Raw genomic sequence first — 25,410 nt, forward strand, 5'->3', positions numbered from 1 at the left:
GAACTTGGAGGCGGGGGAGAAACACATGACCATCGAGGAAAGCGTTCCGCGGGCGCGCGCGCCCAAGATCTCGGCGCGGGTGGCCAACGTGATAGCGGATCAGATCCTCGGAGGCGGAATCGTCGTCGGACAACGGCTGCCCACAGAGAAAGAAATGGTCGCAGAGCACGGGGTGGCGCGCACGACCGTCCGGGAAGCGCTCCGTCTGCTCGAAAGCCGCGACCTCGTGACGATCAAGTCCGGCATCGGTGGCGGCCCGGTGGCAAAGCGGCCGGAGCTCGAGTCGCTCGGCAACACGATGAAGCTGTTCCTGCAGATCAACGGCGCCAACATCAGCGATGTCATCGACGTGCGCCTGATGATGGAGCCCATCGTCGCCCGTCAGGCCGCGGCGAACGTCACCGACGATCAGCTCGAGACCATGCAACTGGCGCTCGACCGCATGCGCGAGGACCCCGGCGATTACGCCAACTTTCAGGAGAACAACGCAGTGTTCCAGCGAGGGGTGTACGAAGCCGCCGGGAATCCAGCTCTGCGGATCGTGATGGAAACACTGTGGCTGCTGGTGCGCGACGCAGAACCCAGCGAGCACCCGATGGCGACCCGGCTCGCTGCGGTCGAGATGCAGCAGGACGTTCTCGACGCCATGCGTGATCGCGACCAAGACGCGTCCGCCACCGCGATGAGCGCGTTCGTGGAAGAAACGGCCAAGTACTACCGGCGTCGGTTGAACGAGATCATCTCGCGGCCGGTGCACTGGCAGATGTAGAGCCGCTTTCCCTTGATCGTGGGCTGTTTTCAGCGCCGGAAAATCGCGGGAACATTTGTGCGCCGCGACGTCTCCTATCTCTGACTGCTTCACCAAGACAGAGAATCAACAGCACCGAGTCATAGGAGACATCATGGCCACCGAGTACTACGACACCAACGCAGACGGCATCATCGACACCGCTCTCACCGACACCGACGGTGACGGCATCGCCAACTACGAGGAGTACGACACCGACGGTGACGGATTCGCCGACGAGATGCACGAGGACGCGAACAACGACGGCTACATCGACACCGTGCACGTCGACACCGATGGCGACGGTTACTACGACACCACGGTCGTCGGCTGATCCACAGACTCCCCGATGTAACTGACGAAGACCCACCGAGTATTCGGTGGGTCTTCGTCGTTCGCTCCCGTAATACGTGAATCTGAGGACCGTTGTGCCCCGGAAATGCCAAGAGCCGCACACCTTCTAGAAGGCGTGCGGCTCTCGGGTGGAGCTTGTCGGATCAGATCAGGCGTCTGCACCGATGATGAAGGCTTCGAGCTGCTTGCGCGCGACGTCGTCGGCGAGCTGCTCGGGCGGGCTCTTCATGAGGTAGGCCGAGGCCGGGAGGATGGGTCCTCCGATGCCGCGGTCCTTGGCGATCTTCGCCGCACGAACGGCGTCGATGATGATGCCGGCCGAGTTGGGGGAGTCCCAGACCTCGAGCTTGTACTCGAGGCTCAGCGGCACGTCGCCGAAGGCGCGACCTTCGAGGCGGACGTAGGCCCACTTGCGGTCATCCAGCCACGCAACGTGGTCGGACGGTCCGATGTGGACGTTCTTGTCGTCGATCTTGCCCGCCAGCGAACCGGTGAGGTTCGAGGTGACGGCCTGGGTCTTCGAGACCTTCTTGGATTCGAGACGCTCACGCTCGAGCATGTTCTTGAAGTCCATGTTGCCGCCGACGTTCAGCTGGTACGTACGGTCCAGCGTGACACCGCGGTCCTCGAACAGCTTCGCCATCACGCGGTGGGTGATGGTGGCACCGACCTGGCTCTTGATGTCGTCGCCCACGATCGGCACACCGGCATCTTCGAACTTCTTGGCCCACACGGGGTCGCTGGCGATGAAGACCGGGAGGGCGTTGACAAACGCGACGTTCGCGTCGATGGCGCACTGCGCGTAGAACTTGTCGGCCTGCTCGGAACCGACGGGCAGGTAGGACACGAGCACGTCGACCTTGGCGTCCTTCAGGGTCTGGACGACATCGCCGCCCTCGCCGTCGGCCTCGGTGATGGTCTCGCGGTAGTACTTGCCGAGTCCGTCGAGGGTGTGGCCCCGCTGCACGGTGACGCCGGTGGGCGGCACGTCGGCGATCTTGATGGTGTTGTTCTCACTGGAGAAGATGGCATCCGAGAGGTCGAAGCCGACCTTCTTGGCGTCCACGTCGAATGCGGCGACGAACTCGACGTCGCGGACGTGGTACTTGCCGAACTTCACGTGCATGAGGCCCGGAACGGAAGCGTTCTCGTCGGCATCCTTGTAGTACTGCACGCCCTGGACCAGGGATGAGGCGCAGTTACCCACGCCAACAATTGCCACGCGTACTGTGTTGTCACCCATGGTCGGGTTCCCCTTCTTTGTGTGGTGTAACCGAAGTTGTTTCGGGTTCTGTCGTAACCGCCTCGGTCGGCAACGGTCCGGGATTCCTCGACGTCTTGGTCGACTCCCCGGCCCATTCCGAACTCTCGGCGGCGATGAGTTCGTTGAGCCAGCGAACTTCACGCTCACTGGATTCGAGACTCAGCTGATGGAGTTGCTTGGTGTAGCGATCCACTGTGCGGTTCGAACGTCCGACGGCCTCTCGGAGACCTTCGCGCCGCTCTTCCACCTGCCGGCGACGACCCTCGAGGATGCGCATGCGCGCCTCCGCGGGAGTCCGGCTGAAGAATGCGAGATGCACCCCGAAGCCGTCGTCGGTGTAGTTCTGCGGTCCGGTGTCGGCGACCAGTTCGGCGAACCGTTCGCGTCCCTTCGGGGTGAGCGCATAGACGCGACGAGCGCGTCGTTTGAGCGTTCCCGGAGGGCCCGAATCCTCAGCGATCAAACCGTCGGCCTGCATGCGGCGCAGTGACGGGTACAGCGATCCATACGAAAACGCGCGGAACGCCCCGAGCAGTCCGGTGAGCCGTTTACGCAGCTCATAGCCATGCATCGGGGATTCGAGGAGCAAACCGAGTACCGCGAGTTCAAGCATCTCCGATCGCACCTCCGTTCAACGTGTTGCAGAAACCTGTACCGCAGATGCTACACACATATGTATCGGGCCGATATAACCGGGATGGAAACTACGTCTGAACTGGGCTTATCCGCAGCATGCACGCGTCGAGAACGATCGGTGCCGCAAAAATTGGACTGTCAGCAGCGACGATCGGAGCCCTTTCGTGGTCTTGGCGGCGCCGAACCGCCAAATCTTCCGAGTCGGCGGCACGTACTCTTGATTCGTGCGATTGCAGCGACAGGTGGTGGACTACGCGTTACAGCGCAAGTCCCGGCTGGCCGAGGTCTACTCCGGACGTACCGGGGTTGCCGAGGTGTGCGATGCCAGTCCCTATCTGCTGCGTGCGGCGAAGTTTCACGGCCGTCCCAGTTCGGTGCGATGCCCGATCTGCCGGAAAGAACAGGTCACCATCGTGTCCTGGGTGTTCGGCGAGAAGCTCGGGCAGGTGTCGGGGTCGGCGCGGACCACCGAGGAGATCCTCCGCCTGGCCGTGAGCCAGGAGGAGTTCTCGGTACATGTGGTCGAGGTGTGCAGGACCTGCAGCTGGAACCACCTGGTCCAGTCGTACGTGTCCGGCTTGCCTCCGCGTCCACGGGTACGGCGGACCCGGCGGGTAGCGGGGGGTCGAATGGCGAACAGTTCAGCCGATGCAGCCACTGATGTGGGTGCCGGCGGTGGCCCAGATGGAATGGGCTCAAAAGGGATCGGCACTGAAGGTATGGAGAAGTACTTGTGAGCAATGGCCCTGACGGACCCAACCGGTCCGGTTGGACCTCGGAGCATGGCGGCGGCGGCCGCGCTCCCTCCAGCAGCAACCCGGTCGAGAAGAAGCGACGGTGGCAGAAGGCAGTCGCCTGGATCGTCGGTCTCGGCGGCGCGTTGCTCCCCGCTTTCGCGCTGGTGATGGCAGCGGTGTTCCTGGTGACCTACGCCGGAGCCGAGGTGCCCGCACCCGGCGACATCAAGCAGAGTCAGATCGCCACGGTGGTCGACACCCGGGGCGGCGAACTCGCGCGAATCGTGCCACCGGAGGGCAACCGCACCGATGTGCCGATCACCGAGATCCCGCAGGTGCTGCAGCAGGCCGTGATCGCAGCCGAGGACCGCGAGTTCGCGAGCAACTCGGGCTTCTCGATCCGCGGGTACTCCCGCGCGGCGTGGGGCAAGGTGACCGGTCGCGAGGACGCGGGTGGTGGCTCGACCATCACCCAGCAGTACGTCAAGAATGTGCTGACCGGCGACGAGGCCAGCTACCAGCGGAAGTTCCGTGAACTCGCGATCTCCACGAAGATGTCCAGCGAGTGGACCAAGGAAGAGATCCTCGCGGCGTACCTCAACACCATCTACTTCGGTCGCGGCGCCTACGGTGTCTCGGCAGCGGCCAAGGCGTACTTCAACAAGAACCTCGCCGACATCACCCTGTCGGAGGCGGCTGTGCTCGCGTCGTCGATCCGCTCTCCCTCCTACTACGACCCGGCAACCAATCTCCAGGCTGCCGAAGGGCGCTGGGAGTACGTCCTCGACGGCATGGTCACGATCGGCGCGATCAACAGGGAAGAGGCCGACGCGCAGGAGTACCCGAAGGTCGTCGATACCCAGGCCGTTGCCGGCGACCCGGCGAGCGACGGACCCAACGGACTGATCAAGCAGCAGGTACTGGCCGAGCTCGGCACACTCAACATCTCCGAAGAGGAGATCCGCACCGGCGGTCTTCGCATCACCACCACCATCGATCCCCAGGTGCAGCGGGCGAACTTCACCGCGGCGAACGACCTCCGAGAGGGTGAGCCGCCCGAGCTGCGGACGTCTGTGGTGTCGATCGATCCACGGACCGGCGCGGTCCGGGGTTACTTCGGTGGCAACGACGGCAACGGATTCGACTACGCGCAGGCCAATCTACAGACCGGCTCGTCGTTCAAGGTGTTCGCTCTGGTGGCAGCACTCGAGCAGGGCATCCCGCTGTCGAAGACTTACAGCTCGGCGCCTTTCGAGGGACCCGGCGGCCTCACCGTCACCAACTCGGACGGCGAATCCTGCGGGTCGTGCAACCTGGCGACGGCCATGAAGATGTCGCTGAACACCGTCTACTACCGCCTGATGATGGACCTCAACGGTGGACCCACCGCGGTCGCCGATGCGGCTCACCGCGCGGGCATCCCCGAGGTCGCGGCCGACGGCGCCAAGACACTGCAGAACCCCGACGGCGGAGTCGAGGGTGGTGTTGTGCTCGGGCAGTACGCATCTCGCGTCATCGACATGGCGTCGTCGTACGCCACGCTCGCGGCGTCGGGCATGTACCACGCCCCGCACTTCGTCCAGAAGGTCGAGAACTCGCAGGGCCAGGTGCTCTACGAGCGCACCGACAATGCGGGTGAACGCCGGCTGCCGGCCGAGGTGGCCGACAACACCACGGCTGCACTGGAACCGATCGCCTCGTACTCGAACGGCAACGCACTCGACGGGGGCGAGCGGCCATCCGCCGCCAAGACAGGCACCACCCAGCTCGGCGACACCGGGCTGAACAAGGACGCCTGGATGGTGGGCTACACGCCGCAGCTGTCGACAGCAGTGTGGGTTGGTACCGACAAGGGCACCGCGCTCAAGAACTACACCGGCGCAACGATCTACGGGTCAGGCCTCCCGGCGCAGATCTGGCGAACAGCGATGAACCGGGCTCTCGACGGCCGGCCGATCGAGGAGTTCCCGGAACCGGGCGAGATCGGTGGAGTCGCAGGCGTTCCCTATGAGCCGCCGCCGCAGACCTACACCCCCACGCGCACGGTGCCGACCACCACGACACCGCCGACCACCACCACTCGGCCGGGCGTGACGATCGGCCCCGGTGTGGTGATCCCACTTCCGGGCGGCGGCCCCGACCCTGACACCGAGACGGAGACAGAGCCGGTACTCCCGCCCGAAGAGGGTGGACCGTCCACAGGTACCCGCTGAGCGAGTGGGGTGATGACCGACGGGGAAGCGACCGAATCGACGTCGCACGAAGTGCGCGACGATGACGGTTCGGCTGCGACGGAACACCTGAACGTATTCGAGTCGCCTGCGTTGCCCGCGGCCGATCGTCGCGAGGCGACCACACGCGTCCTGCCGAGCCGTACCGATCCGATCGCTTCTCCGGGCAGCATGGTGATCGGTGGCCCGGTCGGTCTGCATGCGGTGGTGGGGCGCAACCCCGGCTGGACGCCGATCCGGGTGATACTTCTGATCGCCCTCGTGTTCATGGCGTTGGGCTGGTACGCGAAAGCCGGCTGCCTGCAACAGGCCCCGGACAAGACGACCGGCGAACAGACACTCGATTGGTCGGATCACCGCCAGTACACCGCGATGTGTTACGCCGACACCATCCCGCTCTACAGCGCCGAGCGACTCAACGAAGGCGCACTTCCGTACAAGACGTTCTGGTACGAGGACAACGGTGCCGGAGGACAGAAGCAGCGGTTCATGGAGTACCCGGTACTGACCGGGATGTTCATGTACGCCGCGGCCCAGGCCACCGAGGCCTGGCAATGGGCACACGACAATTGGGGCTTGCCCAGCGCGCTGGACGTGGTGGTCTTCTTCAACCTCGTGGCGCTGGGACTGGCATTGTGCTGGCTGGTGACCATCTGGGCCACCGCGCTCACTGCAGGGCGCAGGGTGTGGGCCGTGATGCTCGCAGCTGTCTCTCCTCTTGTCGTGGTCCACATCTTCACCAACTTCGATGCCATCGCCACTGCGGCGCTCGCTTTGGCGATGTTGGCGTGGGCCCGACGAAATCCGTGGATGACCGGGGTGTTCCTCGGAATCGGCATCGCGGCCAAGCTCTATCCCGGATTGTTGTTGGTCCCGTTGCTGGTGCTCTGTCTCCGTGCCGGCAAGGTCCGCGACTTCGCCGTCACCGCTCTGATGACCGCCGCGACCTGGTTGATCATCAACCTGCCGATCATGGTCCTGCACTTTCGCGGCTGGACCGAGTTCTTCCGCCACAACTCTTCTCGGGGTACCGATCCCGACACGATCTACAACGTGGTGTCGGCTGTCACCGACTACCAGTGGGGCAACCAACGGGGGCAGCCGCCGTCCCTGCTGAACGCGGTGAGCATGGCGTTGTTCGTGGTGGTCTGTATCGGCATCGCGTTCATCGGCTTCCATGCACCGCTTCGGCCGCGGTTGGCCCAGTTGGCCTTCCTGACCGTCGCCGGGTTCCTGTTGGTCAACAAGGTGTGGAGTCCGCAGTACTCGCTGTGGCTGGTGCCTCTCGCGGTTCTGGCCCTGCCGCACACGCGAATCCTGTTGACGTGGATGCTGATCGACGCTCTCGTCTGGGTGCCGCGCATGATGTGGTACCTGTTCCAGGAAACGGACGACGGCTTGCCTGAGCAGTGGTTCCTGTCCGCTGTTGTGGTCCGGGACTTCGCGGTGCTGGCACTGTGCGCGTTGGTGATCTGGCAGATCTATCACCCGACCGACGATCTGGTGCGACGTGGCACCGGATGGCAGAGCCTGGCCGTGGACGACCCCGGCGGTGGGGTGCTCGACAGGGCTCCCGACCGGTTGCCGTGGCCGAGGCGGATCAAGGTGAGAACCCGTCCAGCGCCAGACGATCCGACCACCGACTCGATGGCGGTCTCCTCGCGCACGTGACCAGCCGCACCTGAACGGAGTGAGCTGAGGCGGCCCCTCAGGCCGGGCTCATCGTTCCAGCCTCTTGGAGAGGGCCTCTCTCGCGGCGGGCCAGTCGTCGTCCGTCATCGCGAATTGCGCTGTGGTGCGCCATGATCCATCGGGAAGTGGACGGTGCTTGCGCAGCAGACCTTCGAACGTGGCGCCGAGTTTGGCGATGCCGGCCCGCGATTGGGCGTTGCGTTCGTCGGTATGCCACACCACTCTGACGGCTGACAGGTCTTCGAAGGCGCGGCGCAGCAGCAGCAGCTTGGCCTCCGGATTCACCGCGGTGCCGTGTACGGCGGCGGAGTACCAGGTGTGGCCGATGGCAAGCGCGCGGTAGTCGGGAGTGATGTCGTAGTAGCTCGTGGAGCCGACCACGCGACCACTGTCTTGTTCGACCACCGCGAAGGCGACACGGTCGGGGGTGTCGAGGGCGGTCTGGATGTAACGCTCGGCGGACGCAACGTCGCCGGGCACCGTCGTCCACCGGAATGCCTCAGGTGTGTCCACCGCGGCAGCGAGGGCGGGCGCATCGTCGGGTACCAACTCGCGCAACATGATTCGGGCGCCGGAGAGCGTGGGGGCGGTGTACCAGGTCATGCCGGTACGGTAGCCGCCCTCGAGGCCGTGGGCGAGACCTTTTCCGGTGGCACCCGCAGGGGTCGGCCGACGAAGTGGTAGATCAGGATCGCCAGGCACAGCGCGTGCGACCACACGCCCAGTTGGACACCGCCCATCACCCACCACTCCATCTCGTCACCGCGCGTGAGGATGCCGAACATGCGGAAGATGGTGAGGTCGAGCGCCAGATCGCCGACGAGGTACAGCGTGACCAGGCGCCAGTCGACCTTGAGGAGCACGAAGAACGGAAGTATCCACAGCGTGTACTGCGGCGAATGGACCTTGTGGAACAGCATGAACCCGGCCAGCATCGCCGCGCTCACGCCGATCCACGGAAAGATGTTGCCGCGCTGCCAATGTCTGAGCCCCAGCCACACCGCCACGCCCAGCGAGACGATGATCAGCAGAGGTGAGGCAACCCCGACGATCGAGTTGTAGACGCTGTTCGCATCGCTCGGCCCGTCGCCGGTGACATGCCGCAGTCCCCAGTACCAGATGGTGTTGGTGTCGACGTCGGCCTTGCGTTTGCCCTGGAACGACAGCGAAGCCTGCCAGCCCTTGAACCCGGCGATCATGAACGGCAGTTGCACCGCGATCACCGTGATGACCGCGACCGCGACGACGCCGGCGGCACCGGTCCAATCCAGGGACCGGCGGGTCAGCCGGGTGCGCAGCGACGTGGACCCACTCGCCTCGGAGTCGGGCACCATCGCGCGGGTCAGCACAAAGATGGCCAACGGCAGCACGAACAAGCCGGGATAGATCTTGAGACAGAAGCCGATCGAGAGGATGAAGGACGCCCAGAGCGCGCTGGTCCGCAACGACAACCACGGCTTGCCGGTTCGCGGATTGATCCGTGCGCCGAGGATCATCACCGCGATGGCGCCCACCGACGTCGCGACCACCGGCAGCTCCCAGTTGTGGAACGCGTAGAGGATCAGCGGGGGAGTGGCTGCCCACAGCATCACGTACCAGCGGGCCAGCAGGGCGAGCAGGATGACGATCAGGATCCCGAAGGGTACGAGCAGGATCGCGGACTGGGTCAGGAACTCGGTATCGGTGTGGGCGCCGCTGGCGCCGAAGTACATGAGCAGTCCCGACAGCACCGGATACTCGACCACGCCTCCGAAGAGCACCCCGTTGTCGGTGATGCCCCCGTGGATGTACGGGAACACGTGGTTGTTGATGTCGCGGCCGATCCACAGGAACTGCAGGTCGGAATAGCAGGGCATGATGATCTCGCTCGAACCGACCGGCCAGAGCGCACTGCGGCCGGACTCGTCGAACGGAGGGCCGCCGCAGGTGGCCTTGCCCAGGTAGCCGAGCCACATGAACAGTGAGCTGATCAACAGCGCGAGGGTCAGGATGAGCAGGAGCTCGCCGCGGCCGGCGCTGATACGCGCCCGCCAGCCCGGTCGCGGTGTCGTCGTCATTTCCCAGCTGGAGGTGGGGGACGGCGAAGGCATGGCCTACAGGGTAGGGGGTGTCGATACGCCTCGGCCCGCCCGGTCTGGGGGTGGCTGTGGCGTAGAGGCCAGGATTTCGCTGGTCAAGCACTGTTGGGGTAGTCTGGGCCGGTTGCCGACGCAGGCGACCCTCCTGCCACGGATCGTCCGTGGCCGACCTAGTCCATAGGAGGTGATGAGGTCTTATGCGTCACTACGAATTGATGGTCATTCTTGACCCCAACCTGGATGAGCGAACTGTAGCTCCATCGTTGGATACTTTCCTCAATGTGATTCGCCAGGATGGCGGAAATGTTGCGGGCGTCGATGTCTGGGGCAAGCGCCGTCTTGCCTACGAAATCCTCAAGCACACTGAGGGGATCTATGCAGTCGTCGATCTCAATGCCGAGCCCAAGACGGTCACCGAGCTCGATCGCCAGCTGAAGCTGAACGAGTCCGTGCTGCGCACCAAGGTGATGCGCGTGGACGAGCGTGCCAAGGTACGCCGCGCCAAGGTTGCTGCGAAGCACGCTGCCAAGGCTGCGGCCAAGCCGGCCAAGTAGCTCGTGATGTTCGAGTGGTCCGATCGGGCTCGCTCGAACGTCCAATGCGTGTCGGTGCCGAGCTCTAGGCTCGGTGCACATCGACCCACACCACTGCGCAACCGCAACTGAACTCGGGAGATACACATGGCAGGCGATACCGTCATCACCGTTGTCGGAAACCTGACGGCAGATCCGGAACTCCGGTTCACGCCGTCCGGTGCAGCCGTCGCGAACTTCACCGTGGCATCCACGCCACGCACGTTCGATCGGCAGTCCAACGAATGGAAAGACGGCGAAGCGCTGTTCATGCGGTGCAACATCTGGCGCGATGCCGCCGAGAATGTTGCCGAATCTCTCACCAAGGGTTCACGAGTGATCGTGTCCGGCCGGCTCAAGCAGCGGTCGTACGAAACCCGCGAGGGTGAGAAGCGCACCGTGGTGGAGCTCGAGGTCGACGAGATCGGTCCCTCGCTCCGCTACGCCACCGCAAAGGTCAATCGGGCCTCGCGCGGCGGCGGCGGCGGAGGCGGCGGCAACTTCGGTTCCGGCGGAAGCGGCGGTGGAAACCGCGGCGCTGCTGCGAACTCGGGTGCAGCCGCGCAGAACGACGATCCGTGGGGCAGCGCGCCTGCCAGCGGCTCGTTCGGTGGCGGGGACGACGAACCACCGTTCTGACGAACATCTGAGTCTGCACAGGTAGCTGTGCACCTCAACACTTTTGGAGTGACAACACATGGCTGGAAAAGCTAAAGGCGGACGGAAGGTCCGTGGCGCAGAAAAGATCGTCAAGGCCAAGGCCTGCACTTTCTGCAAAGAGAAGAACCTGCTGATCGATTACAAGGACACCGCGCTCCTGCGTCGTTTCTTGTCTGACCGTGGCAAGATCCGCTCGCGTCGGGTCACCGGAAACTGCGTCCAGCATCAGCGGGACGTGGCCATCGCGGTGAAGAACTCGCGCGAAGTTGCCTTGCTGCCCTTCACCTCCACCTCTCGATAAGCGGAAAGGACCAAGAACATGAAACTGATCCTCACCGCAGAGGTAGAGAAGTTGGGTGTCCCCGGCGACACCGTCGAGGTCAAAGACGGCTACGGCCGTAACTTCCTGCTGCCTCGTGGGCTGGCCATCGTCGCCACCCGCGGAGCAGAGAAGCAGGTCGAAGGCATTCGTCGTGCACAGGACGCTCGCGCAGTGCGCGGTCTCGAGCACGCCAACGAGCTCAAGCAGGCCATCGAAGGGCTCGCCGAGGTCACGTTGGGTGTCAAGACCCACGACTCGGGCAAGCTGTTCGGTTCGGTCTCGGCCGCTGACGTGGTCAGTGCCATCAAGAGTGCCGGCGGACCTGCTGTCGACAAGCGCAACATCGAGCTGCCCAAGGGCCACATCAAGGCCACCGGTACCTACCCGGTCTTGGTGAACCTGCACAGCGACGTTGTTGCACAGTTCAACCTCACCGTGACTGCCGGCAAGTAGTCACCAGGTTCAACACGCAAAAAACCCCCGGCCACATGTGGTCGGGGGTTTGTTGTATCTGCGATTGATCAGACGGTGCAGAGCGGACGGATCTCGTTCGAACCGCCGGTGGTCGGAGAGGTGAGGAGCAGGCAGGCGTTGTAGCCGCGGTCTTCGGCGACCTTGCGGATCTGCTTCCACTGGTCGGTGCTCACGGACGGCTCACGCGACAACACGAACGCTGATGTGCGCTCGGGGCTTCCGACAAATGCCCAGGAGTAGTCATCGGCGATGTAGGTGACCACGTAGTTGGTGGGCCCGTCCTTCGATTCCTGCGTGGGAACGCCCGGGAAGCTGACGTGAAGTTGGGCGCCGGTCAACTTGTCGTTGACCCGAGCATTGCCGACGATCCGGTTCTCCTGGTTGGTCCAGGTGGTGCAGGTGTTCTCCACCCGAATGTTCGCCGGGTCGATCAACTGGTAGTTCGCCATCGTGTCGCGCGCGCAGATGAGGTTGAACGGCTGTGGGATGGCGGCGATCTGATTCCAGTCACCGAGATAGCGCTGGGTGTCCAGCTTGGCCACCGGCTTCAGCGGCTGGGGTAGCGAGCTGGTGTCCGCCGAAGCGGGAGCCGCACAGGCAAGAGCGAAAGCGATTGCAAGACCGCCGATCACGATGCGACTGAGTCGGCGAGGTGAAAACGCCATGGTGTCATCTCCTACTTCTGTTGTTGTAACTCCGGTTGTGGACGCGCTTTTCGGTCCACGGTGCCTGGCCACCAGATCCGGGGCCCGATCACGCTGAAGAGTGCGGGGATCACCACGGTCCGAACCAGGAACGTGTCGAGGAGGATTCCGAGTCCGACGATGATGCCCAGCTGGGTCAGTGTGATGAGTGGGAGGATGCCGAGCACGCAGAAGACTGCGGCCAATACGATTCCCGCACTGGTGATCACGGCACCGGTAGAGGCCACTGCCCGCACGATGGCGTCTCGCGTGCCGTGGCCGGGTGTCTCTTCCCTTGCGCGGATCACCAAGAACATCGTGTAGTCGATTCCCAGGGCAACCAAGAAGAGGAAGGAGTAGAGCGGGACGTTGTTGTCCAGGGCCGGGAAGCCGAAGAGGTGTTCGCTGATGAGACTGCCGATCCCGATGGCGGCGATGGTGCTCAGCACTGTTGTCGCGACCAGCACCACGGGTGCCACCAGAGCGCGCAGGAACACGATCAGGATGACGAACACCACGGCGAGGATCAGCGGGATGATCAGGAGCCGATCACGTTCGGACGCGTTTGCGATGTCGAGGGCTTTGGCATCGGACCCGCCGACGAGTGCCTGCGCGTCGGGAACGTCGCCCGTGGCGTCGCGTAACTGATCGATGATGTCGAATGCCCGCTCGGACGCTGGATCGGCGTCGATGACCACGGACCACTTGGTGAGGCCGTTGTCGGACCGTCCCGTTTCGGTCGCCGAGATCACGCCGTCGGTGCTGTCCAGGACGGACTGGATCTCTTCGGCGGCAGCGGTATCCGCGATGACGGTTGTGGGGTCGGACTGCCCGGCGGGGAAGTGCTCGGCGAGTGTGTCAAAACCTTCGACGGAGTCCGCGCTCACCCGGAACTGCTCGGTCTGTGACAGGCCGATGTTTGCGCCGAGCAGACCCAACGAACATGCGATCAATGCCGTGAGGGCAACCGCGAGGACGCGAACCGGGTGCCGGGAGACGGCGTTTGCGATCTTGAACCAGTTGCCGCCCTCGGTGGGCACCGGATCGCCCACCTTGGGGATGAACGGCCAGAAGAGTCGAGTTCCGAAGAGCGCCAACAGGGGTGGCAACACCAGCAGGGCGAAGATCACCGCGACAACAAGACCCGCAGCCGCCAGTGCCCCGAGGCTGCGGGTACTCGGCAGTGCGGCAAGCAGAAGCGTGAGGAGTGCCAGTACCACTGTCGCGTTCGAGGCGAGGATGGCTGGGCCGGCATGACGGACCGCGTGCTGCAACGCAATCCGGTGGTCTTGCTCTTTGCGCAGCTCTTCCCGATACCGCGAGATCAGCAGCAGTGCGTAGTTGGTGCCCGCGCCGAACACCAGCACACTGGTGATGCCCGAGGTGGACCCGTCAAACGAGAGGCCGGTCAGCTCGGCCAACCCGGTGCCGACCGAACTCGCCAGCCGATCGGCAAACCCGATGACCAGCAACGGAACCAGCCACAGAACCGGCGAGCGATACGTGACGATCAGTAGGAGGGCGACAACGAGCGCCGTCGCTGCCAGCAGTGTGACGTTGGCACCGGAGAACGAGCTTGCGGTGTCGGCGCCGAACGCCGGGCCACCGGTCACGTAGGTGGTCAGTCCGCTCGGTAGCCCCTTGTCGGCGGCGTCTCGCAACTCGTCGACGAGGTCGGTGAGCTTGAAGCCGTTGAGCTCGGCGCTGACAGGGACGACTGAGATGGCTGCGATTCCATCCGGAGAGACGACGGCGCCCGGGCCGGCCGATGCGGTGGTGGGCACCGAGCGGTCGACCGCCAGCATGCGCTGTTGCGCTTGCTCGACCGCGGCCTTGTCGTCGTCGGACAGCGGACCGCCGTCGCTGCGTACCGTGACGAGAACGGCTGCGGATACGTCCGAATCGGGGAAGCTGTCGAGCAATTCGTTGACCTGTGCCGAGTCAGCCGATGGCGGAAGCGAATCCGGCGCTTGATCTCCGGAATCGTTCTCGCCGATGAGCCCCATGGCTGCGCCGGAGATCAGGATGACCGCAAGCGCGATCCACCACGATCTACGGCCGCTCACTGCGGCAGCAAGGCGATCCCACCAGGTGGGAGAATGAGTCGACGTGTTCGAGGTCGCCATGTTCCCAACAATCTCATATTTTAAAATATTGAGCAACTAAACTATCTCGAGGCCTTATAGTCCTGGCAGGAGGTACCCATGCCCGACAATCAGCCGGCGCAGGACAACCGCGCGGCGCTCGAGTCCCAGATCTCATCGGATGTCCGGGCGCTCAATGCCGAGTCCGACCAGATCTCGCGTGTGTTCGCGACCTTGAATGACCTCAGTGCAAACGACTTTCGAGCCCTGCTGCACGTAATGGTCGCTGACGCTGCGGGCGCGCCGTTGACGTCGGGTGGTCTCGGTAAGCGGTTGCAGGTGTCGGGCGGGGCTGTGACGCATCTCGTGGAACGCATGATCGGCTCGGGACACATCCGGCGGGAGGCCGACGAACGCGACCGCCGAAAAGTGATCCTGCGCTACGACGAGCACGGAATGGCCGTGGCGAGGGCGTTCTTCGCGCCGCTGGGCAAGCACACCCACGATGCGATGGTGGACCTTCCCGACGAAGATCTTGCCGCGGCCCATCGGGTGTTCACGGCGTTGATCTCCGCGATGCACACGTACGAAGACGAACTCGGCAATGCCGGTGGGGCGACGCCCGGGCGGTGACTCGCGGGCTCGGTGTATGTCCCCAGACCCTCCGACTTCGGCGACTTCCTCCGGTTGGAGTCGGAGGATGTGACCACAGTCGGAGGGTTTGTCGCTCAAGACGATTGGGTCAGCGCTGATCGGGAGGAAGGAACTCGGGGGATCGGTTCGCGTCGTGGTACTGGTCGCCGGCCGGCGTCACGAACTTGTACCAGGACTGGGTCAACGTGAACGCTCTCGGACCAGCCACACACGTGACCCCGATGGGGCTCACCGCGCAGCTCGATCCGTCGACGGTGATCGATTCACCGATCTGAAGCAGGGGTGGTTGGAACCAGCCCCGCGGACGCACCGTGTACGAGGTGTTCGGAGCGACCCAATAGGGGCCCGTCTGGCCCGCAGAGATGGCCGCACCGACGATTCCCGGAGGCGCGGTGGACGGGTGACCGGTGCACGCTGCGTAGGCGTAGCCGGGGCCCAAGGCGCAGACCCGGCCGCCGGGAGTGACGAAGAAGGTCTTGCCGTTGTCGACGAAGTCGGGGGATCGGTAGCCGTAGGGGTCCACGGGCACGTAGCCGGCGAGATCGGGGACCTGCGTGTACGTGGGACCCGGTACCGCCGAGGCCGGGGAACCTGCCGACAGCAGTCCGACAGTGGCCGCAACAGCGGCAATCACCCCGATGATCTCCCTCATGAACGCCTCCCCAGATCATTCGTTCGTGCCCGATCATTGCACCACTGTTGGCCGGCTCGTGTGACCGGTTCGGTGAGCACAGATCTGTGCACGTGACGGTCACTTTAGGGCAAGTGACGGAAGTTCGTGCGTTTGTAGTACAACTCGATTTGTCAAACCGAACACGCCCGAAACCGCACTTGCAGAGACACGCCGTGTGAATGGGTATCCACAGTAAGAAAAAGTGAGTGACCGTGTCTGACCTGGGATGTTGCTTCTATTCACGTCACTTATCCACAAGTAGCCAACAGGGCGCTAACAACTATCCGCACACCGTCCACAGTTGGTGCACAGGATGGTCCACAGCTCCGTTTGGCCGGATCGGCCCGAGCCCTTAGTGTCTGGCGGGTGCGCATGCAGATCGGCGGCGATCTGAGGCGATTGGGTTGTCAGACCCTCTTGAAATAGTGGTCCAGACAACCTGAAGCGAAAGGGGTGGCACGTTGGCCGTAGTTGACGATCGTGGGCATACAACTCCGCGTGAGCAGGTGCCCCCGAGCGAAGACTTCGGCCGCCAGCCCCCGCAGGACATGGCCGCCGAGCAATCTGTTCTGGGCGGCATGATGCTGTCCAAGGACGCCATCGCCGACGTGCTGGAGAAGCTTCGTCCCGGCGACTTCTACCGGCCCGCGCACCAGGCTGTGTACGACGCAATTCTCGACCTGTACGGCAAGGGGGAACCTGCCGATGCTGTGACCGTTGCCGGGCAGCTCGACCGCGCGGGCGAGCTTCGACGTATCGGAGGGGCGCCGTACCTCCATACGCTGATCTCGACGGTGCCGACCGCGGCCAATGCCGGCTTCTACGCGGAGATCGTCGCCGAGAAGGCAATCCTGCGGCGCCTGGTGGAGGCCGGCACCCGCATCGTCCAATACGGCTACGCCGGGGCCGACGGCCAGGATGTCGCCGAAGTGGTCGACCGCGCGCAGGCCGAGGTCTACGAGGTCACCGAGCGCCGCACCGCCGAAGACTATGTGGCGCTTGAGGAATTGCTTCAGCCCACGATGGACGAGATCGACTCCATCGCGTCGCGTGGTGGTCTATCTCTCGGTGTGCCAACGGGTTTCCACGATCTTGATGAAGTGACCAACGGTTTGCACCCGGGTCAGATGATCATTGTTGCGGCGCGGCCTGGAGTTGGAAAAAGTACCCTGGCTATGGATTTTTTGCGGTCCTGCTCCATCAAGCACCAAATGACCAGTGCCATGTTCTCTTTGGAAATGAGCAAAACCGAGATCGTGATGCGGTTGCTCTCAGCCGAAGCGAAGATCAAACTTGGCGACATGCGCTCGGGCCGGATGAGTGATGACGACTGGACCCGCTTGGCTCGCCGTATGGGTGAGATCTCCGAGGCACCGTTGTTCATCGACGACTCACCCAACCTCACGATGATGGAAATCCGTGCCAAGGCAAGGCGTTTGAAGCAGCGTCATGATCTCAAGCTCGTGGTCATCGACTACATGCAGCTGATGTCGTCCGGCAAAAAGGTCGAATCGCGCCAGCAGGAAGTCTCCGAGTTCTCGCGAAGCATCAAGCTGCTCGCCAAGGAGCTCGAGGTTCCGGTGGTCGCCATCAGTCAGCTGAACCGTGGTCCCGAGCAACGTACCGACAAGCGCCCGCAGGTCTCCGACCTCCGTGAGTCCGGTTCGCTGGAGCAGGACGCCGACATGGTGATCCTGTTGCACCGCCCCGACGCTTTCGAACGTGATGACCCCCGTGCCGGCGAAGCCGACATCATCCTCGGTAAGCACCGTAACGGCCCCACATCGACGATTACCGTTGCGCACCAACTGCATTTGAGCCGGTTCGTGGATATGGCGCGCGGCTGAGCGGTTGGTGCCGTGGGAGTTCTCGTCGGCCAGCGATGTTGGGTACGCATGCTTGTTCAGTCCGCACGGCATAGGTCCGCAGTCGATGACGGCGGTATTCTGAATGCTTGCTGCGTATGAAGTCTGACGGTGAATTTGTTGGCGGCGCGGTACTAAAGCGGTCGATCGGGGCCCTGTACGAGGCCTGTCTGGAAGGCGACGACGACGAGTTGCGCTCGGTCGCGGGCGTCGAGTTTCGTCATGGCGCGTTGCACGTGGGCGCGAACGGTGTAGGAGCTGAGAAACATCCGTTCGGCAATCTCCTGATTGGACAGGCCGGTTGCGACCAGAGCCACCATTTCGAGTTCGCGCGGAGTAAGCGCTGTGAGCTCCTTGGGGTGGTGCGGTGAGGTCGCGCTAGGCGCGGCCAGGAATTGGGCGACCAGGGAGCGTGTTGCGGCGGGGGAGAGCAGTGTGTCGCCGTCGGCGATCGTGCGGACGGCGTCGAGTAGGTCCTCGGCCCCAATTCCTTTGCCGATAAAGCCGCTTGCCCCGGCGCGCAGTGCTTGCGCGACATATTCGTCGGTCTCGTAGGTGGTGAGAATCAGAATGCGGGTGGCGCGTAGCTCCGGGTCGGCACAGATCTCCGATGTGGCGGTGAGACCATCCATTTCGGGCATGCGTATGTCCATCATCACCACATCCGGGTGCAACTCCTGGGTCAATGTCACCACTTCTCGCCCGTCGGACGCTTCCCCCACGACAGTGATGTCATCGGCGCTGTCGAGGAGCATCCGGAAGGCGCCACGCAGCAGGGCCTGATCGTCGGCGAGTAGCACACGAAGCGTCACGATGTCCCTGCCGATCTGTCGCCGGGTCGTTCGTCGCTTACTGCGCGATCGACCACTTGTCCTCTGATGGTTGTTTCTTTGCGCTTCGTCGTCGTGGCGTTGGCTGACGGGAACGGCAGAGTCGCGGCGACGAGGAAGCCGCCTTTCGTGCGCCGGCCTGCAGTGAGTTGGCCCCCGACTGCGGTGACTCGTTCGCGCATACCGATCAGACCGTATCCAGGGGTTCGCTTGGGTGGGCTCGAACCGGCTGGCCCAGCTTCTTCGGTCGTCGCACCACGGATGCCGCCGCCGTCAGAGCGACCGTCATCGGCGACGGTGATGGTGACGTGATCGCGGCCCCAGTCCAGTTGTACCTGGGCGGTGTCGGTGTCGGCGTGTTTGGTCACGTTGGTCAGGGCCTCCTGCACGATGCGGTAGGCAGTGAGGTCCACGCCTGGCGGCAGCGGTTTGACAGTGCCCTTGTGGTACACCGTCGCTTCGAGACCCGCGCGCCGGAAAGATTCGAGCAGCGCGGAAAGCCGAGACAGGCCGGGCGCCGGTTCGGTCGGCGTCGACGCATCGCCGGACTGACGGAGCAATCCGACGGTGGCCCGGAGACCGTCGAGCGCGTCGCGGGTGGTCTGGACGAGTTCGGTCACGCTCGTGCGGCTCTGCTCCGGTCGGGCGTCGAAGAGATGAGCCGCGACCGTGGCCTGCGCGTTGGCCAGGGTGATCTGGTGAGCCACGACGTCGTGCAGTTCCCGGGCGATACGCAATCGCTCCTCAGCCACTCGCTGTCGTGCCTCGCTGTCCCGGGTCTCTTCTGCCCGCTGGGCCCGCTCCTCAACAGCCGCCAGATAAGCCCGCCGGATCTGCGTCGAATAACCGAGCACACCTGACATCAACACGAACGCCACCACCGAGGCCAACCTGCTCGCGTCCTGCCACGAGAGAGACCCGCACAGTGGGGTAGGAGCAATCATCAGTACCGAGGACGTGAGCAGCACCGCGGCCGTCGGGGCCCGTTCGCCGCGGACGGCGACCGAGTAGGCGGCGATCACCGCCGGTACCGCGATGAGCGGGGTCAGCAGCAGATCCAGTGGTGCGACCAGCATGCCGGCCACGGTCGTGGCCGCCATTGCGGCCAGGGGAGTGCGGTGCCGCAGCGGTAGCACGGCACAGGACACCAGGGCGATGACATAAGCGGCGGCAGGCGGTGGCGACAGTGTGTCGTCGACCTGGAAAACGCCTCCGAGCAGCGATATCGCGAACGCCGTCATGGCGACGGCGCCCTCCCGCCACCATGTTCGAGAAGGCGGAAGGGCGCCAACCGTGTTGATCATGGCCGGCTCAGTTTCGGGCAACATCCGAGCTATGTGCGGACACGGGGACCTGCTTGCTCAATGCGTCACCCTCGATGTCCACATTCGGCAGCACACGCCTGAGCGTACGGGGCATCCACCAGGCGCGGTCTCCGAGAAGCGCCAGGACCGCGGGCACAATCGCCATCCGGACCACGAACGCGTCGAAGAGGACTGCCGCGGCCAAACCGACGCCCATCGTCTGGATGGTCGGACTGGCGAGGCCGATGAATCCCGCGAACACACTGATCATTATGATCGCGGCAGCGGCCACCACACGTCCGCTGTGCCGGAATCCGGCGACGATCGCTTCCTCCGGGGACGCACCATGAACGTAGGCCTCCCGCATGCGGCTGACCAGAAACACCTCGTAGTCCATCGCGAGACCGAACACGATCCCGATGATGAGAATCGGCATCAGCGACATCACCGGTCCGGTCTGGTCGATACCGATCAGATCAGCGCCCCATCCCCACTGGAAGACGGCGACGACGACGCCGAACGCCGCACCCACCGACACCAGAAAGCCCAGAGCAGCCTTGATCGGAACCAGGATCGAGCGGAACACCACCATCAGCAACAGGATCGCCAAACCGACGACCACGGCCAGATACGGGATGAGGGCATCGGACATCGCTTCGGAGATGTCGATGTTCAGGGCCGTCGTGCCGGTCACCAAAATAGCTGCACCCGTGACAGTTTCGATACGCGAGACCTCTCCACGGATCGACGCCACCAGGTCTTTGGTATCGCTACTGGTTGGTGCTGTCTGCGGGATGGCAGTGAGAACTGCTGTGTCGTTGTTGTCACTGACGACCGGATCGCCCACCGATTCGATTCCGTCTACTGCGCGGATCGTGTTCATCACGAGATCGGTGGTGGCCCGGGCATCCTCCGACTTCGACATATCTACAACCACCGTCAACGGACCGTTGAAGCCGGGGCCGAAACCATCCGACATCAGGTCGTAGGCCCGGCGTTCGGTGGTCTGCACCGACTTGGACTCGTCTCCGGGCAACCCGAGTTCCAGGCTCAGTGCCGGCAACGCCACCGCCCCCAGACCGACGCCGGCGATCAGTAGCACGGTCACCGGTCGGCGCAGCACGAACCGCGCCCAACGGGTGCCGAGCCCTTGCTTTTCGATGGCGGTGGGCGGCGGATGCGGGGTCTTCACTTCTCGCTTGGCGGCTTTGCGGACGGAGCGGGGCAGGACCCGGCGGCCGAAGGTTCCGAACAATGCCGGGACCAAAGTCAATGCGACGAGAACGGCGAGACCTACAGCGCCAGCTCCTCCCATCCCGATCTTGGTGAGTTCAGGGACCCCAACAACCCCCAGCCCGAGCAACGCGATGATGACGGTCGCGCCGGCGAAGACGACAGCCGATCCAGCGGTCCCCACCGCTCGGCCGGCAGCCTCCTCCGGGCTGCGGCCCCGGGCGCGTTCGTCGCGGTAGCGGGAGATGATGAACAGTGCGTAGTCGATCCCGACCGCCAGTCCCAGCATCAGCGCCAAGATTGCGACGGTCGACGTCAGGCCTAAGGGAACAGCGAGCGCCGATACGAGGAAGAAGGCGATGGCCACGCCCACAAACGCTGTGAACAAAGCCAATCCGGCAGCGACCAATGACCCCAGGGCGATGATCAGTACAACCGCCGCAACCGCGATGCCGATCATTTCCGTCGTACCACCCGGTGACACTTCCGAATCCAACGCGGAGCCACCGATTTCCACGGTCAACCCAGCATCTCGCGCCTGATCCGCGGCGTGCTCCAGGGCGTCTTTCGTCGGTGCGGTGAGGTCAACGGCCCCGACGCTGTAGGTGACGGTGGAGTAAGCAATGGTGCCGTCCTCGCTGACGGCGTCTGTTTCGAAGGGGTCTGTCACCGAAGCGACTTGACCGCCGCCGCCCAGCGCGCCGAGTGCCTGTTTTACGGACGACCGGTTGTCGACGCCAGTCATCTGCTGCCCATCGGGGGCCTGAAACACCAGACGCGCCTCGGCGCCCTGGGAGTTGTTGTCCGGGAACCGCTCATCGAGGAGGTCGAAGGCTTTCTGGGATTCGATGCCGGGCATGGAGAGTTCCTCTTCCTCCCCGCCCGGTGCCAAGGCGAGGGCGACCCCAGCGATCATCAAGACACCGAGCCACAGGGAAAGCACGACACGGCGCCGCCGAAAAGCCCACCGCCCGATCCGATACAGAAGTGTTGCCACCGTTGATCACTCCAGACACTGCTAGACAAAGGAATATGCGCGAATTGCGCAGCTACAACATCCCTTGTCAGCACCCCGTCTGGCATCGTGCCTCGGCACCCCTTTTGTTGTAGTGCAGCCGAATCAGAGATGCCCGGGTCCTGGTGCATATGCACCAGCGACAGTCGGTCGCTGGAGACGATGGCAGGCGGAGCGCTCACGGAGAGAATAGTGGATGAACTGGTCGGCCCTATCCGGGCAGGAAGTATCTAAACGTATGTCCTGTAACACTTTTGAGATCGCGGATGCGATTCGGTTGGCGGCGGTCGGCAAGGTCCACGGTATGGGCGATAACCAGATCGTCGCTAGATCGCGTGAGCACCTGGTTTGGACTGGTGACGCTGCAGCGCAGCTATGAGGGCACGGTGAACCGGGCGTGGAGGGCTGGTCAGTTGGTCTGTTGGGTGTTAGGAGATTGAACTTCACGCCGGAGTATCTTGCCGGTCGGACCCTTGGGTAGGACGTCGACGAACCAGATTTCGCGCGGGTACTTGTAGGCGGCAATTCGTTCTCGTACAAATGATTTGAGTTCCTGCGGAGTAGTGTGTGTTCCGGGTTTGAGCGCAACGGCGGCGCCGATTTCTTCGCCGAGGTCTGTATGTTTGATACCGACGACTGCTGCCTCGGCAACAGCGGGGTGTTGGTAGAGAACTTCTTCGACTTCGCGTGGGTAGACGTTGTAACCGCCGCGGATGATCAGATCCTTCTTGCGATCGACGATGGTGTAATAGCCGTCGGTATCGCGCGTAGCGATGTCTCCGGTGCGAAACCAGCCGTCGGGGATCGCCTTGGCGGTGGCTTCGGGTCGGTTCCAGTACCCTTTCATCACGTTTTCGCCTTGGATGGCGATCTCGCCGGCCTCGCCGTCTGGTACGTCGATGCCGGCGTCATCAACTATTCGAAGGTGGCATCCGCGCACTGGCACGCCAATGGTGCCGGGTCGGCGCTGAAGGCCCGGTTGATTGAAGCATGCGATGGGTGCTGTCTCGGACAGTCCGTAACCTTCGTAGATCTCGCAGGCGAATTGTCGCTCGAATCTTTTGAGCACCTCAACAGGCATGGCTGCGCCACCGGTGATACATGTACGCAGTGAGGACATGTCGGCGTTGTCGGCTTCGGTCGAATGCAGCATCGCGGCGTACATGGTCGGTACCCCCTCGAAGACCGTGACATGATCGCGGGCAACAACCTGGAGCGCCTGGACTGCGTCGAATCGGGGAATGAGGGTTAGTAGGGCGGCAGCTTTGACCGCCGCATTCAAGCCGCAGGTGAGCCCGAAGACATGGAACAAGGGAAGGCAGCCCATTATTACGTCATCAGGGCCCACCCTGATCAAGGTGTCCACGGTGGTCGCCGCGTTGGTTGACATATTGCGGTGAGTGAGTTCTGCCCCTTTGGGTTTGCCGGTGGTCCCCGAGGTGTACAGGATGACGGCCGTGTCATCGTCGGCGCGGTCGGTGGGCGTAAACAGTGGTTCTCCGGATAAGTCATCCGGACCTGTACGCGGGACGAGGATCGCTGGTATCCCGATCTTCGATGCTGCCTTCGAGACAGTATCCTCTCCGGCGTCCTGCCCGTAGATGAGCGTCATTCCGCAGTCTGCGAGGTAATACTCGACTTCGCGTGCTTTCAGCAAGGGGTTCATCGGGACCGCGATCGCGCCGGCCAACAGTATTCCGTAGAAAAGCACTGGAAAAGCGGGAACATTTGGCAGCACAAGGCCGACTCGGTCTCCGGGTTGGACCCCCCGGGCGCGTAAATCACCCGCTACTGCGGCCGCGCGATGGTGAAGTTGGTTATAAGTGAGGACATAATCATCTAGTTGTATTGCTGGTCGACTGCCGTGCTTTTCCGCGGACGCAATCAGATTATCGGCGAGACTGGACATATCTGACTCCTGGTAGTTATTGCTCGGTCAATTTCTCGTTGGCATGCGAGCGACATCGAGTGGCAAGTGACCGCCCGTCAGTGTGGCCGCGGCCTGCTCGCACAGCAGAAACGGTCCGGTGAGAGGTGGGCGGGGGGTTCTATCAATATGGACTCCCTGTGTGTGATTGTCAACACCGTGTCGAAAACCGGTCAGCAGCGAGTCCGATGATGGCCTGACCTCGCGGTTTCGGGACATGCCTCGGAGTTACTTGGCTGCATCGCCGCAGCAGTTTCAGCGACGTTGCCAGCTCAAAACTGCACTGCGTCACACGCTCTGTCGCAGTTCGTGTCCTACCATGTACCCATGGTGCCCACATCTTTGTCTGGCCTCGGCTCGTCGGAAGCGAAGGTTGGCCGGCGCAACCTCAAAGGGGACATGCGAGAGCAAGCGATCCTCGAGGGTGCCTATGAACTACTGCGAACGGTGCCGATGCGGAGCGTCTCGATAGACGATCTTGCCAAGCGGGCCGGATTGTCCCGGTCATCGTTCTACTTTTACTTCGAATCGAAATGGCAGGTACTGTCGGCCCTGCTCTCACGGGTGACTTCTGATGTCTACAGTGCGTCGCAGCTGATTTTCGAGCGGCCGGCCGGGATGTCGCCCGAGGCCGCGATTGAGCATGCAGTCTCCGAGGTCATTCAAGTGTGGGAGAAGCATGGCCACGTTCTTCGCGAAGTTGGAGACGCCGCTGCGGCTGAAGCGGACCTGCAGGTGCAGTGGGACACCATCCTTGGTCGTTTCATAGACGCCGCTGCCGCGGGGATTGAACGCGATAGGGCTACGGGCGTGGCTACTGATGGACCGCCGGCAAGATCCCTGGCCGCTGCGTTGATGTGGATGGGAGAACGTAACCTGGCCTTGATGAGTTCACGCAGCGAGAACGCAATTCCTCTGGAAGACATGGTCGAAACTGTGACAACAGTTTGGTTGCGGACGGTCTACGGTCTGGAGTGGAAACCCAAGTGAGCTGCGCGCGTCTGGCGCCATAACGCTGCGTCGCGTTTATGGAGTCAGTGCGTCAGGCGTTAAATAAATGGCGGTAAAGCCCGCTGGGTCAATCCGGCGAGTTGGCGAAATCCAACCTCCGTGCGATGACTTTTCCTCGATCAGAGGCGAGCCCCCTTGCGCGCCTCTGATTTTCGCAGTCGGGGGTAGACATTGGTCTGCGTTCTTGTTTCCCGGCCTTGCGGGGGCGGGATCCGTATCGCATCTCTGGAGGGAGGAGCCCAGGTGTTCTCGACCCTTCTCAAAGACGGAAGGTGGTGTCATCGCTCGTAGCTGGAGCAAATGACACCACCCGGTCACGAGCAG

The 25,410-nt window shown here is 63.3% G+C and carries 21 protein-coding genes and 2 pseudogenes; 12 read left to right on the top strand and 11 right to left on the bottom strand.

Features of this window, described 5'->3' with window-relative positions; translation table 11 throughout:
• Positions 1-25: 25 nt before the first annotated feature.
• Together WIMU1_RS08085 and WIMU1_RS08090 are read left to right on the top strand one after the other, a co-directional pair.
• On the top strand, positions 26-769 hold the full coding sequence (locus tag WIMU1_RS08085; RefSeq protein ID WP_062796327.1) for a FadR/GntR family transcriptional regulator: 744 nt from the start codon (positions 26-28) through the stop codon (positions 767-769).
• A gap of 133 nt (positions 770-902) precedes the next feature.
• The gene (locus WIMU1_RS08090) at positions 903-1,121 is read left to right on the top strand and encodes a hypothetical protein (protein ID WP_023958664.1); all 219 of its coding nucleotides are present in this window, start codon (positions 903-905) and stop codon (positions 1,119-1,121) included.
• Between the two features lie 168 nt (positions 1,122-1,289).
• Here the strand turns inward: WIMU1_RS08090 and WIMU1_RS08095 are convergent, their stop codons facing one another.
• Both WIMU1_RS08095 and WIMU1_RS08100 read right to left on the bottom strand, forming a co-directional pair.
• Positions 1,290-2,384 carry an inositol-3-phosphate synthase gene (locus WIMU1_RS08095; RefSeq protein WP_062796329.1) on the bottom strand — a complete coding sequence of 365 codons (1,095 nt, stop codon included), beginning with the start codon at positions 2,382-2,384 and terminating at the stop codon, positions 1,290-1,292.
• Complete coding sequence (locus WIMU1_RS08100) at positions 2,377-3,018, bottom strand: PadR family transcriptional regulator (protein WP_038253268.1); 642 nt, start codon at positions 3,016-3,018, stop codon at positions 2,377-2,379. Before WIMU1_RS08100 ends, WIMU1_RS08095 begins: the two co-directional genes overlap by 8 nt.
• Before the next feature lie 253 nt (positions 3,019-3,271).
• Between WIMU1_RS08100 and WIMU1_RS08105 the strand changes: the two are divergent.
• The 3 genes and pseudogenes from WIMU1_RS08105 to WIMU1_RS08115 all read left to right on the top strand — a co-directional run.
• Positions 3,272-3,661 (top strand): annotated as a pseudogene (locus tag WIMU1_RS08105) (DUF5318 family protein); the annotation flags it as partial.
• Positions 3,662-3,945: 284 nt separating this feature from the next.
• Positions 3,946-5,991 carry a transglycosylase domain-containing protein gene (locus tag WIMU1_RS08110; protein WP_099383285.1) on the top strand — a complete coding sequence of 682 codons (2,046 nt, stop codon included), beginning with the start codon at positions 3,946-3,948 and terminating at the stop codon, positions 5,989-5,991.
• Between the two features lie 12 nt (positions 5,992-6,003).
• Positions 6,004-7,680, top strand: coding sequence for a glycosyltransferase family 87 protein (locus WIMU1_RS08115; protein WP_062796331.1), 1,677 nt, complete (start codon positions 6,004-6,006; stop codon positions 7,678-7,680).
• A 48-nt stretch (positions 7,681-7,728) separates the two neighbouring features.
• Here the strand turns inward: WIMU1_RS08115 and WIMU1_RS26145 are convergent, their stop codons facing one another.
• Positions 7,729-8,304, bottom strand: coding sequence for a GNAT family N-acetyltransferase (locus tag WIMU1_RS26145; protein WP_062796333.1), 576 nt, complete (start codon positions 8,302-8,304; stop codon positions 7,729-7,731).
• Positions 8,301-9,791, bottom strand: coding sequence for a glycosyltransferase family protein (locus WIMU1_RS08125; RefSeq protein WP_062796335.1), 1,491 nt, complete (start codon positions 9,789-9,791; stop codon positions 8,301-8,303). The genes WIMU1_RS26145 and WIMU1_RS08125 overlap by 4 nt, the downstream gene beginning before the upstream one ends.
• 185 nt (positions 9,792-9,976) lie before the next feature.
• Between WIMU1_RS08125 and rpsF the strand changes: the two are divergent.
• The 4 genes and pseudogenes from rpsF to rplI form a co-directional block, all read left to right on the top strand.
• Positions 9,977-10,252 (top strand): annotated as a pseudogene (gene rpsF, locus WIMU1_RS08130) (30S ribosomal protein S6); the annotation flags it as partial.
• Positions 10,253-10,459: 207 nt separating this feature from the next.
• Positions 10,460-10,990 carry a single-stranded DNA-binding protein gene (locus WIMU1_RS08135; protein ID WP_023958684.1) on the top strand — a complete coding sequence of 177 codons (531 nt, stop codon included), beginning with the start codon at positions 10,460-10,462 and terminating at the stop codon, positions 10,988-10,990.
• 58 nt (positions 10,991-11,048) lie between these two features.
• Positions 11,049-11,312 carry a 30S ribosomal protein S18 gene (rpsR, locus tag WIMU1_RS08140; RefSeq protein ID WP_023958686.1) on the top strand — a complete coding sequence of 88 codons (264 nt, stop codon included), beginning with the start codon at positions 11,049-11,051 and terminating at the stop codon, positions 11,310-11,312.
• An 18-nt stretch (positions 11,313-11,330) separates the two neighbouring features.
• The gene (gene rplI / locus WIMU1_RS08145; RefSeq protein WP_023958688.1) at positions 11,331-11,786 is read left to right on the top strand and encodes a 50S ribosomal protein L9; all 456 of its coding nucleotides are present in this window, start codon (positions 11,331-11,333) and stop codon (positions 11,784-11,786) included.
• Positions 11,787-11,854: 68 nt separating this feature from the next.
• Here rplI and WIMU1_RS08150 read toward each other — a convergent pair whose 3' ends face one another.
• A complete protein-coding gene (locus WIMU1_RS08150) occupies positions 11,855-12,472 on the bottom strand; it encodes a lipocalin family protein (protein WP_062796337.1) in 618 nt (205 codons plus the stop codon).
• An 11-nt stretch (positions 12,473-12,483) separates the two neighbouring features.
• Positions 12,484-14,616 (bottom strand): MMPL family transporter, encoded by a 2,133-nt coding sequence (locus WIMU1_RS08155; protein ID WP_174548713.1) that lies wholly within the window; start codon positions 14,614-14,616, stop codon positions 12,484-12,486.
• A 78-nt stretch (positions 14,617-14,694) separates the two neighbouring features.
• Here WIMU1_RS08155 and WIMU1_RS08160 point away from each other — a divergent pair, with 78 nt between their 5' ends.
• Entirely contained in the window at positions 14,695-15,207 is a 513-nt protein-coding gene (locus WIMU1_RS08160; protein ID WP_062796340.1) for a MarR family winged helix-turn-helix transcriptional regulator, read from the top strand.
• Between the two features lie 109 nt (positions 15,208-15,316).
• On the opposite strand, the gene WIMU1_RS08165 is transcribed toward WIMU1_RS08160, so the two are convergent.
• Entirely contained in the window at positions 15,317-15,880 is a 564-nt protein-coding gene (locus WIMU1_RS08165; protein ID WP_062796342.1) for a hypothetical protein, read from the bottom strand.
• A gap of 482 nt (positions 15,881-16,362) precedes the next feature.
• Here WIMU1_RS08165 and dnaB point away from each other — a divergent pair, with 482 nt between their 5' ends.
• A complete protein-coding gene (dnaB, locus tag WIMU1_RS08170) occupies positions 16,363-17,748 on the top strand; it encodes a replicative DNA helicase (protein ID WP_120802581.1) in 1,386 nt (461 codons plus the stop codon).
• Positions 17,749-17,900: 152 nt separating this feature from the next.
• On the opposite strand, the gene WIMU1_RS08175 is transcribed toward dnaB, so the two are convergent.
• The 4 genes from WIMU1_RS08175 to WIMU1_RS08190 form a co-directional block, all read right to left on the bottom strand.
• A complete protein-coding gene (locus tag WIMU1_RS08175) occupies positions 17,901-18,578 on the bottom strand; it encodes a response regulator transcription factor (RefSeq protein ID WP_062796343.1) in 678 nt (225 codons plus the stop codon).
• The gene (locus tag WIMU1_RS08180) at positions 18,575-19,900 is read right to left on the bottom strand and encodes a sensor histidine kinase (protein WP_062796344.1); all 1,326 of its coding nucleotides are present in this window, start codon (positions 19,898-19,900) and stop codon (positions 18,575-18,577) included. The genes WIMU1_RS08175 and WIMU1_RS08180 overlap by 4 nt, the downstream gene beginning before the upstream one ends.
• A 7-nt stretch (positions 19,901-19,907) precedes the next feature.
• Positions 19,908-22,130, bottom strand: coding sequence for an MMPL family transporter (locus WIMU1_RS08185; RefSeq protein ID WP_062796345.1), 2,223 nt, complete (start codon positions 22,128-22,130; stop codon positions 19,908-19,910).
• A 427-nt stretch (positions 22,131-22,557) separates the two neighbouring features.
• The gene (locus tag WIMU1_RS08190; RefSeq protein ID WP_062796347.1) at positions 22,558-24,057 is read right to left on the bottom strand and encodes a long-chain-fatty-acid--CoA ligase; all 1,500 of its coding nucleotides are present in this window, start codon (positions 24,055-24,057) and stop codon (positions 22,558-22,560) included.
• 345 nt (positions 24,058-24,402) lie between these two features.
• Here WIMU1_RS08190 and WIMU1_RS08195 point away from each other — a divergent pair, with 345 nt between their 5' ends.
• Complete coding sequence (locus WIMU1_RS08195; RefSeq protein WP_062796349.1) at positions 24,403-25,065, top strand: TetR/AcrR family transcriptional regulator; 663 nt, start codon at positions 24,403-24,405, stop codon at positions 25,063-25,065.
• The last annotated feature ends 345 nt before the right edge of the window (positions 25,066-25,410 follow it).

This window comes from Williamsia muralis NBRC 105860 (assembly GCF_001598915.1).
Taxonomy (GTDB): domain Bacteria; phylum Actinomycetota; class Actinomycetes; order Mycobacteriales; family Mycobacteriaceae; genus Williamsia; species Williamsia muralis.

Bases quoted from the DNA above. Each gene is read 5' to 3' on its own strand.
- WIMU1_RS08085 (WP_062796327.1), top strand. From the start codon at position 26: ATGACCATCGAGGAAAGCGTTCCGCGGGCGCGCGCGCCCAAGATCTCG.
- WIMU1_RS08090 (WP_023958664.1), top strand. From the start codon at position 903: ATGGCCACCGAGTACTACGACACCAACGCAGACGGCATCATCGACACC.
- WIMU1_RS08095 (WP_062796329.1), bottom strand. From the start codon at position 2,384: ATGGGTGACAACACAGTACGCGTGGCAATTGTTGGCGTGGGTAACTGC.
- WIMU1_RS08100 (WP_038253268.1), bottom strand. From the start codon at position 3,018: ATGCTTGAACTCGCGGTACTCGGTTTGCTCCTCGAATCCCCGATGCAT.
- WIMU1_RS08110 (WP_099383285.1), top strand. From the start codon at position 3,946: ATGGCAGCGGTGTTCCTGGTGACCTACGCCGGAGCCGAGGTGCCCGCA.
- WIMU1_RS08115 (WP_062796331.1), top strand. From the start codon at position 6,004: ATGACCGACGGGGAAGCGACCGAATCGACGTCGCACGAAGTGCGCGAC.
- WIMU1_RS26145 (WP_062796333.1), bottom strand. From the start codon at position 8,304: ATGACCTGGTACACCGCCCCCACGCTCTCCGGCGCCCGAATCATGTTG.
- WIMU1_RS08125 (WP_062796335.1), bottom strand. From the start codon at position 9,791: ATGCCTTCGCCGTCCCCCACCTCCAGCTGGGAAATGACGACGACACCG.
- WIMU1_RS08135 (WP_023958684.1), top strand. From the start codon at position 10,460: ATGGCAGGCGATACCGTCATCACCGTTGTCGGAAACCTGACGGCAGAT.
- rpsR (WP_023958686.1), top strand. From the start codon at position 11,049: ATGGCTGGAAAAGCTAAAGGCGGACGGAAGGTCCGTGGCGCAGAAAAG.
- rplI (WP_023958688.1), top strand. From the start codon at position 11,331: ATGAAACTGATCCTCACCGCAGAGGTAGAGAAGTTGGGTGTCCCCGGC.
- WIMU1_RS08150 (WP_062796337.1), bottom strand. From the start codon at position 12,472: ATGGCGTTTTCACCTCGCCGACTCAGTCGCATCGTGATCGGCGGTCTT.
- WIMU1_RS08155 (WP_174548713.1), bottom strand. From the start codon at position 14,616: ATGGCGACCTCGAACACGTCGACTCATTCTCCCACCTGGTGGGATCGC.
- WIMU1_RS08160 (WP_062796340.1), top strand. From the start codon at position 14,695: ATGCCCGACAATCAGCCGGCGCAGGACAACCGCGCGGCGCTCGAGTCC.
- WIMU1_RS08165 (WP_062796342.1), bottom strand. From the start codon at position 15,880: ATGAGGGAGATCATCGGGGTGATTGCCGCTGTTGCGGCCACTGTCGGA.
- WIMU1_RS08180 (WP_062796344.1), bottom strand. From the start codon at position 19,900: ATGATCAACACGGTTGGCGCCCTTCCGCCTTCTCGAACATGGTGGCGG.
- WIMU1_RS08190 (WP_062796347.1), bottom strand. From the start codon at position 24,057: ATGTCCAGTCTCGCCGATAATCTGATTGCGTCCGCGGAAAAGCACGGC.
- WIMU1_RS08195 (WP_062796349.1), top strand. From the start codon at position 24,403: ATGGTGCCCACATCTTTGTCTGGCCTCGGCTCGTCGGAAGCGAAGGTT.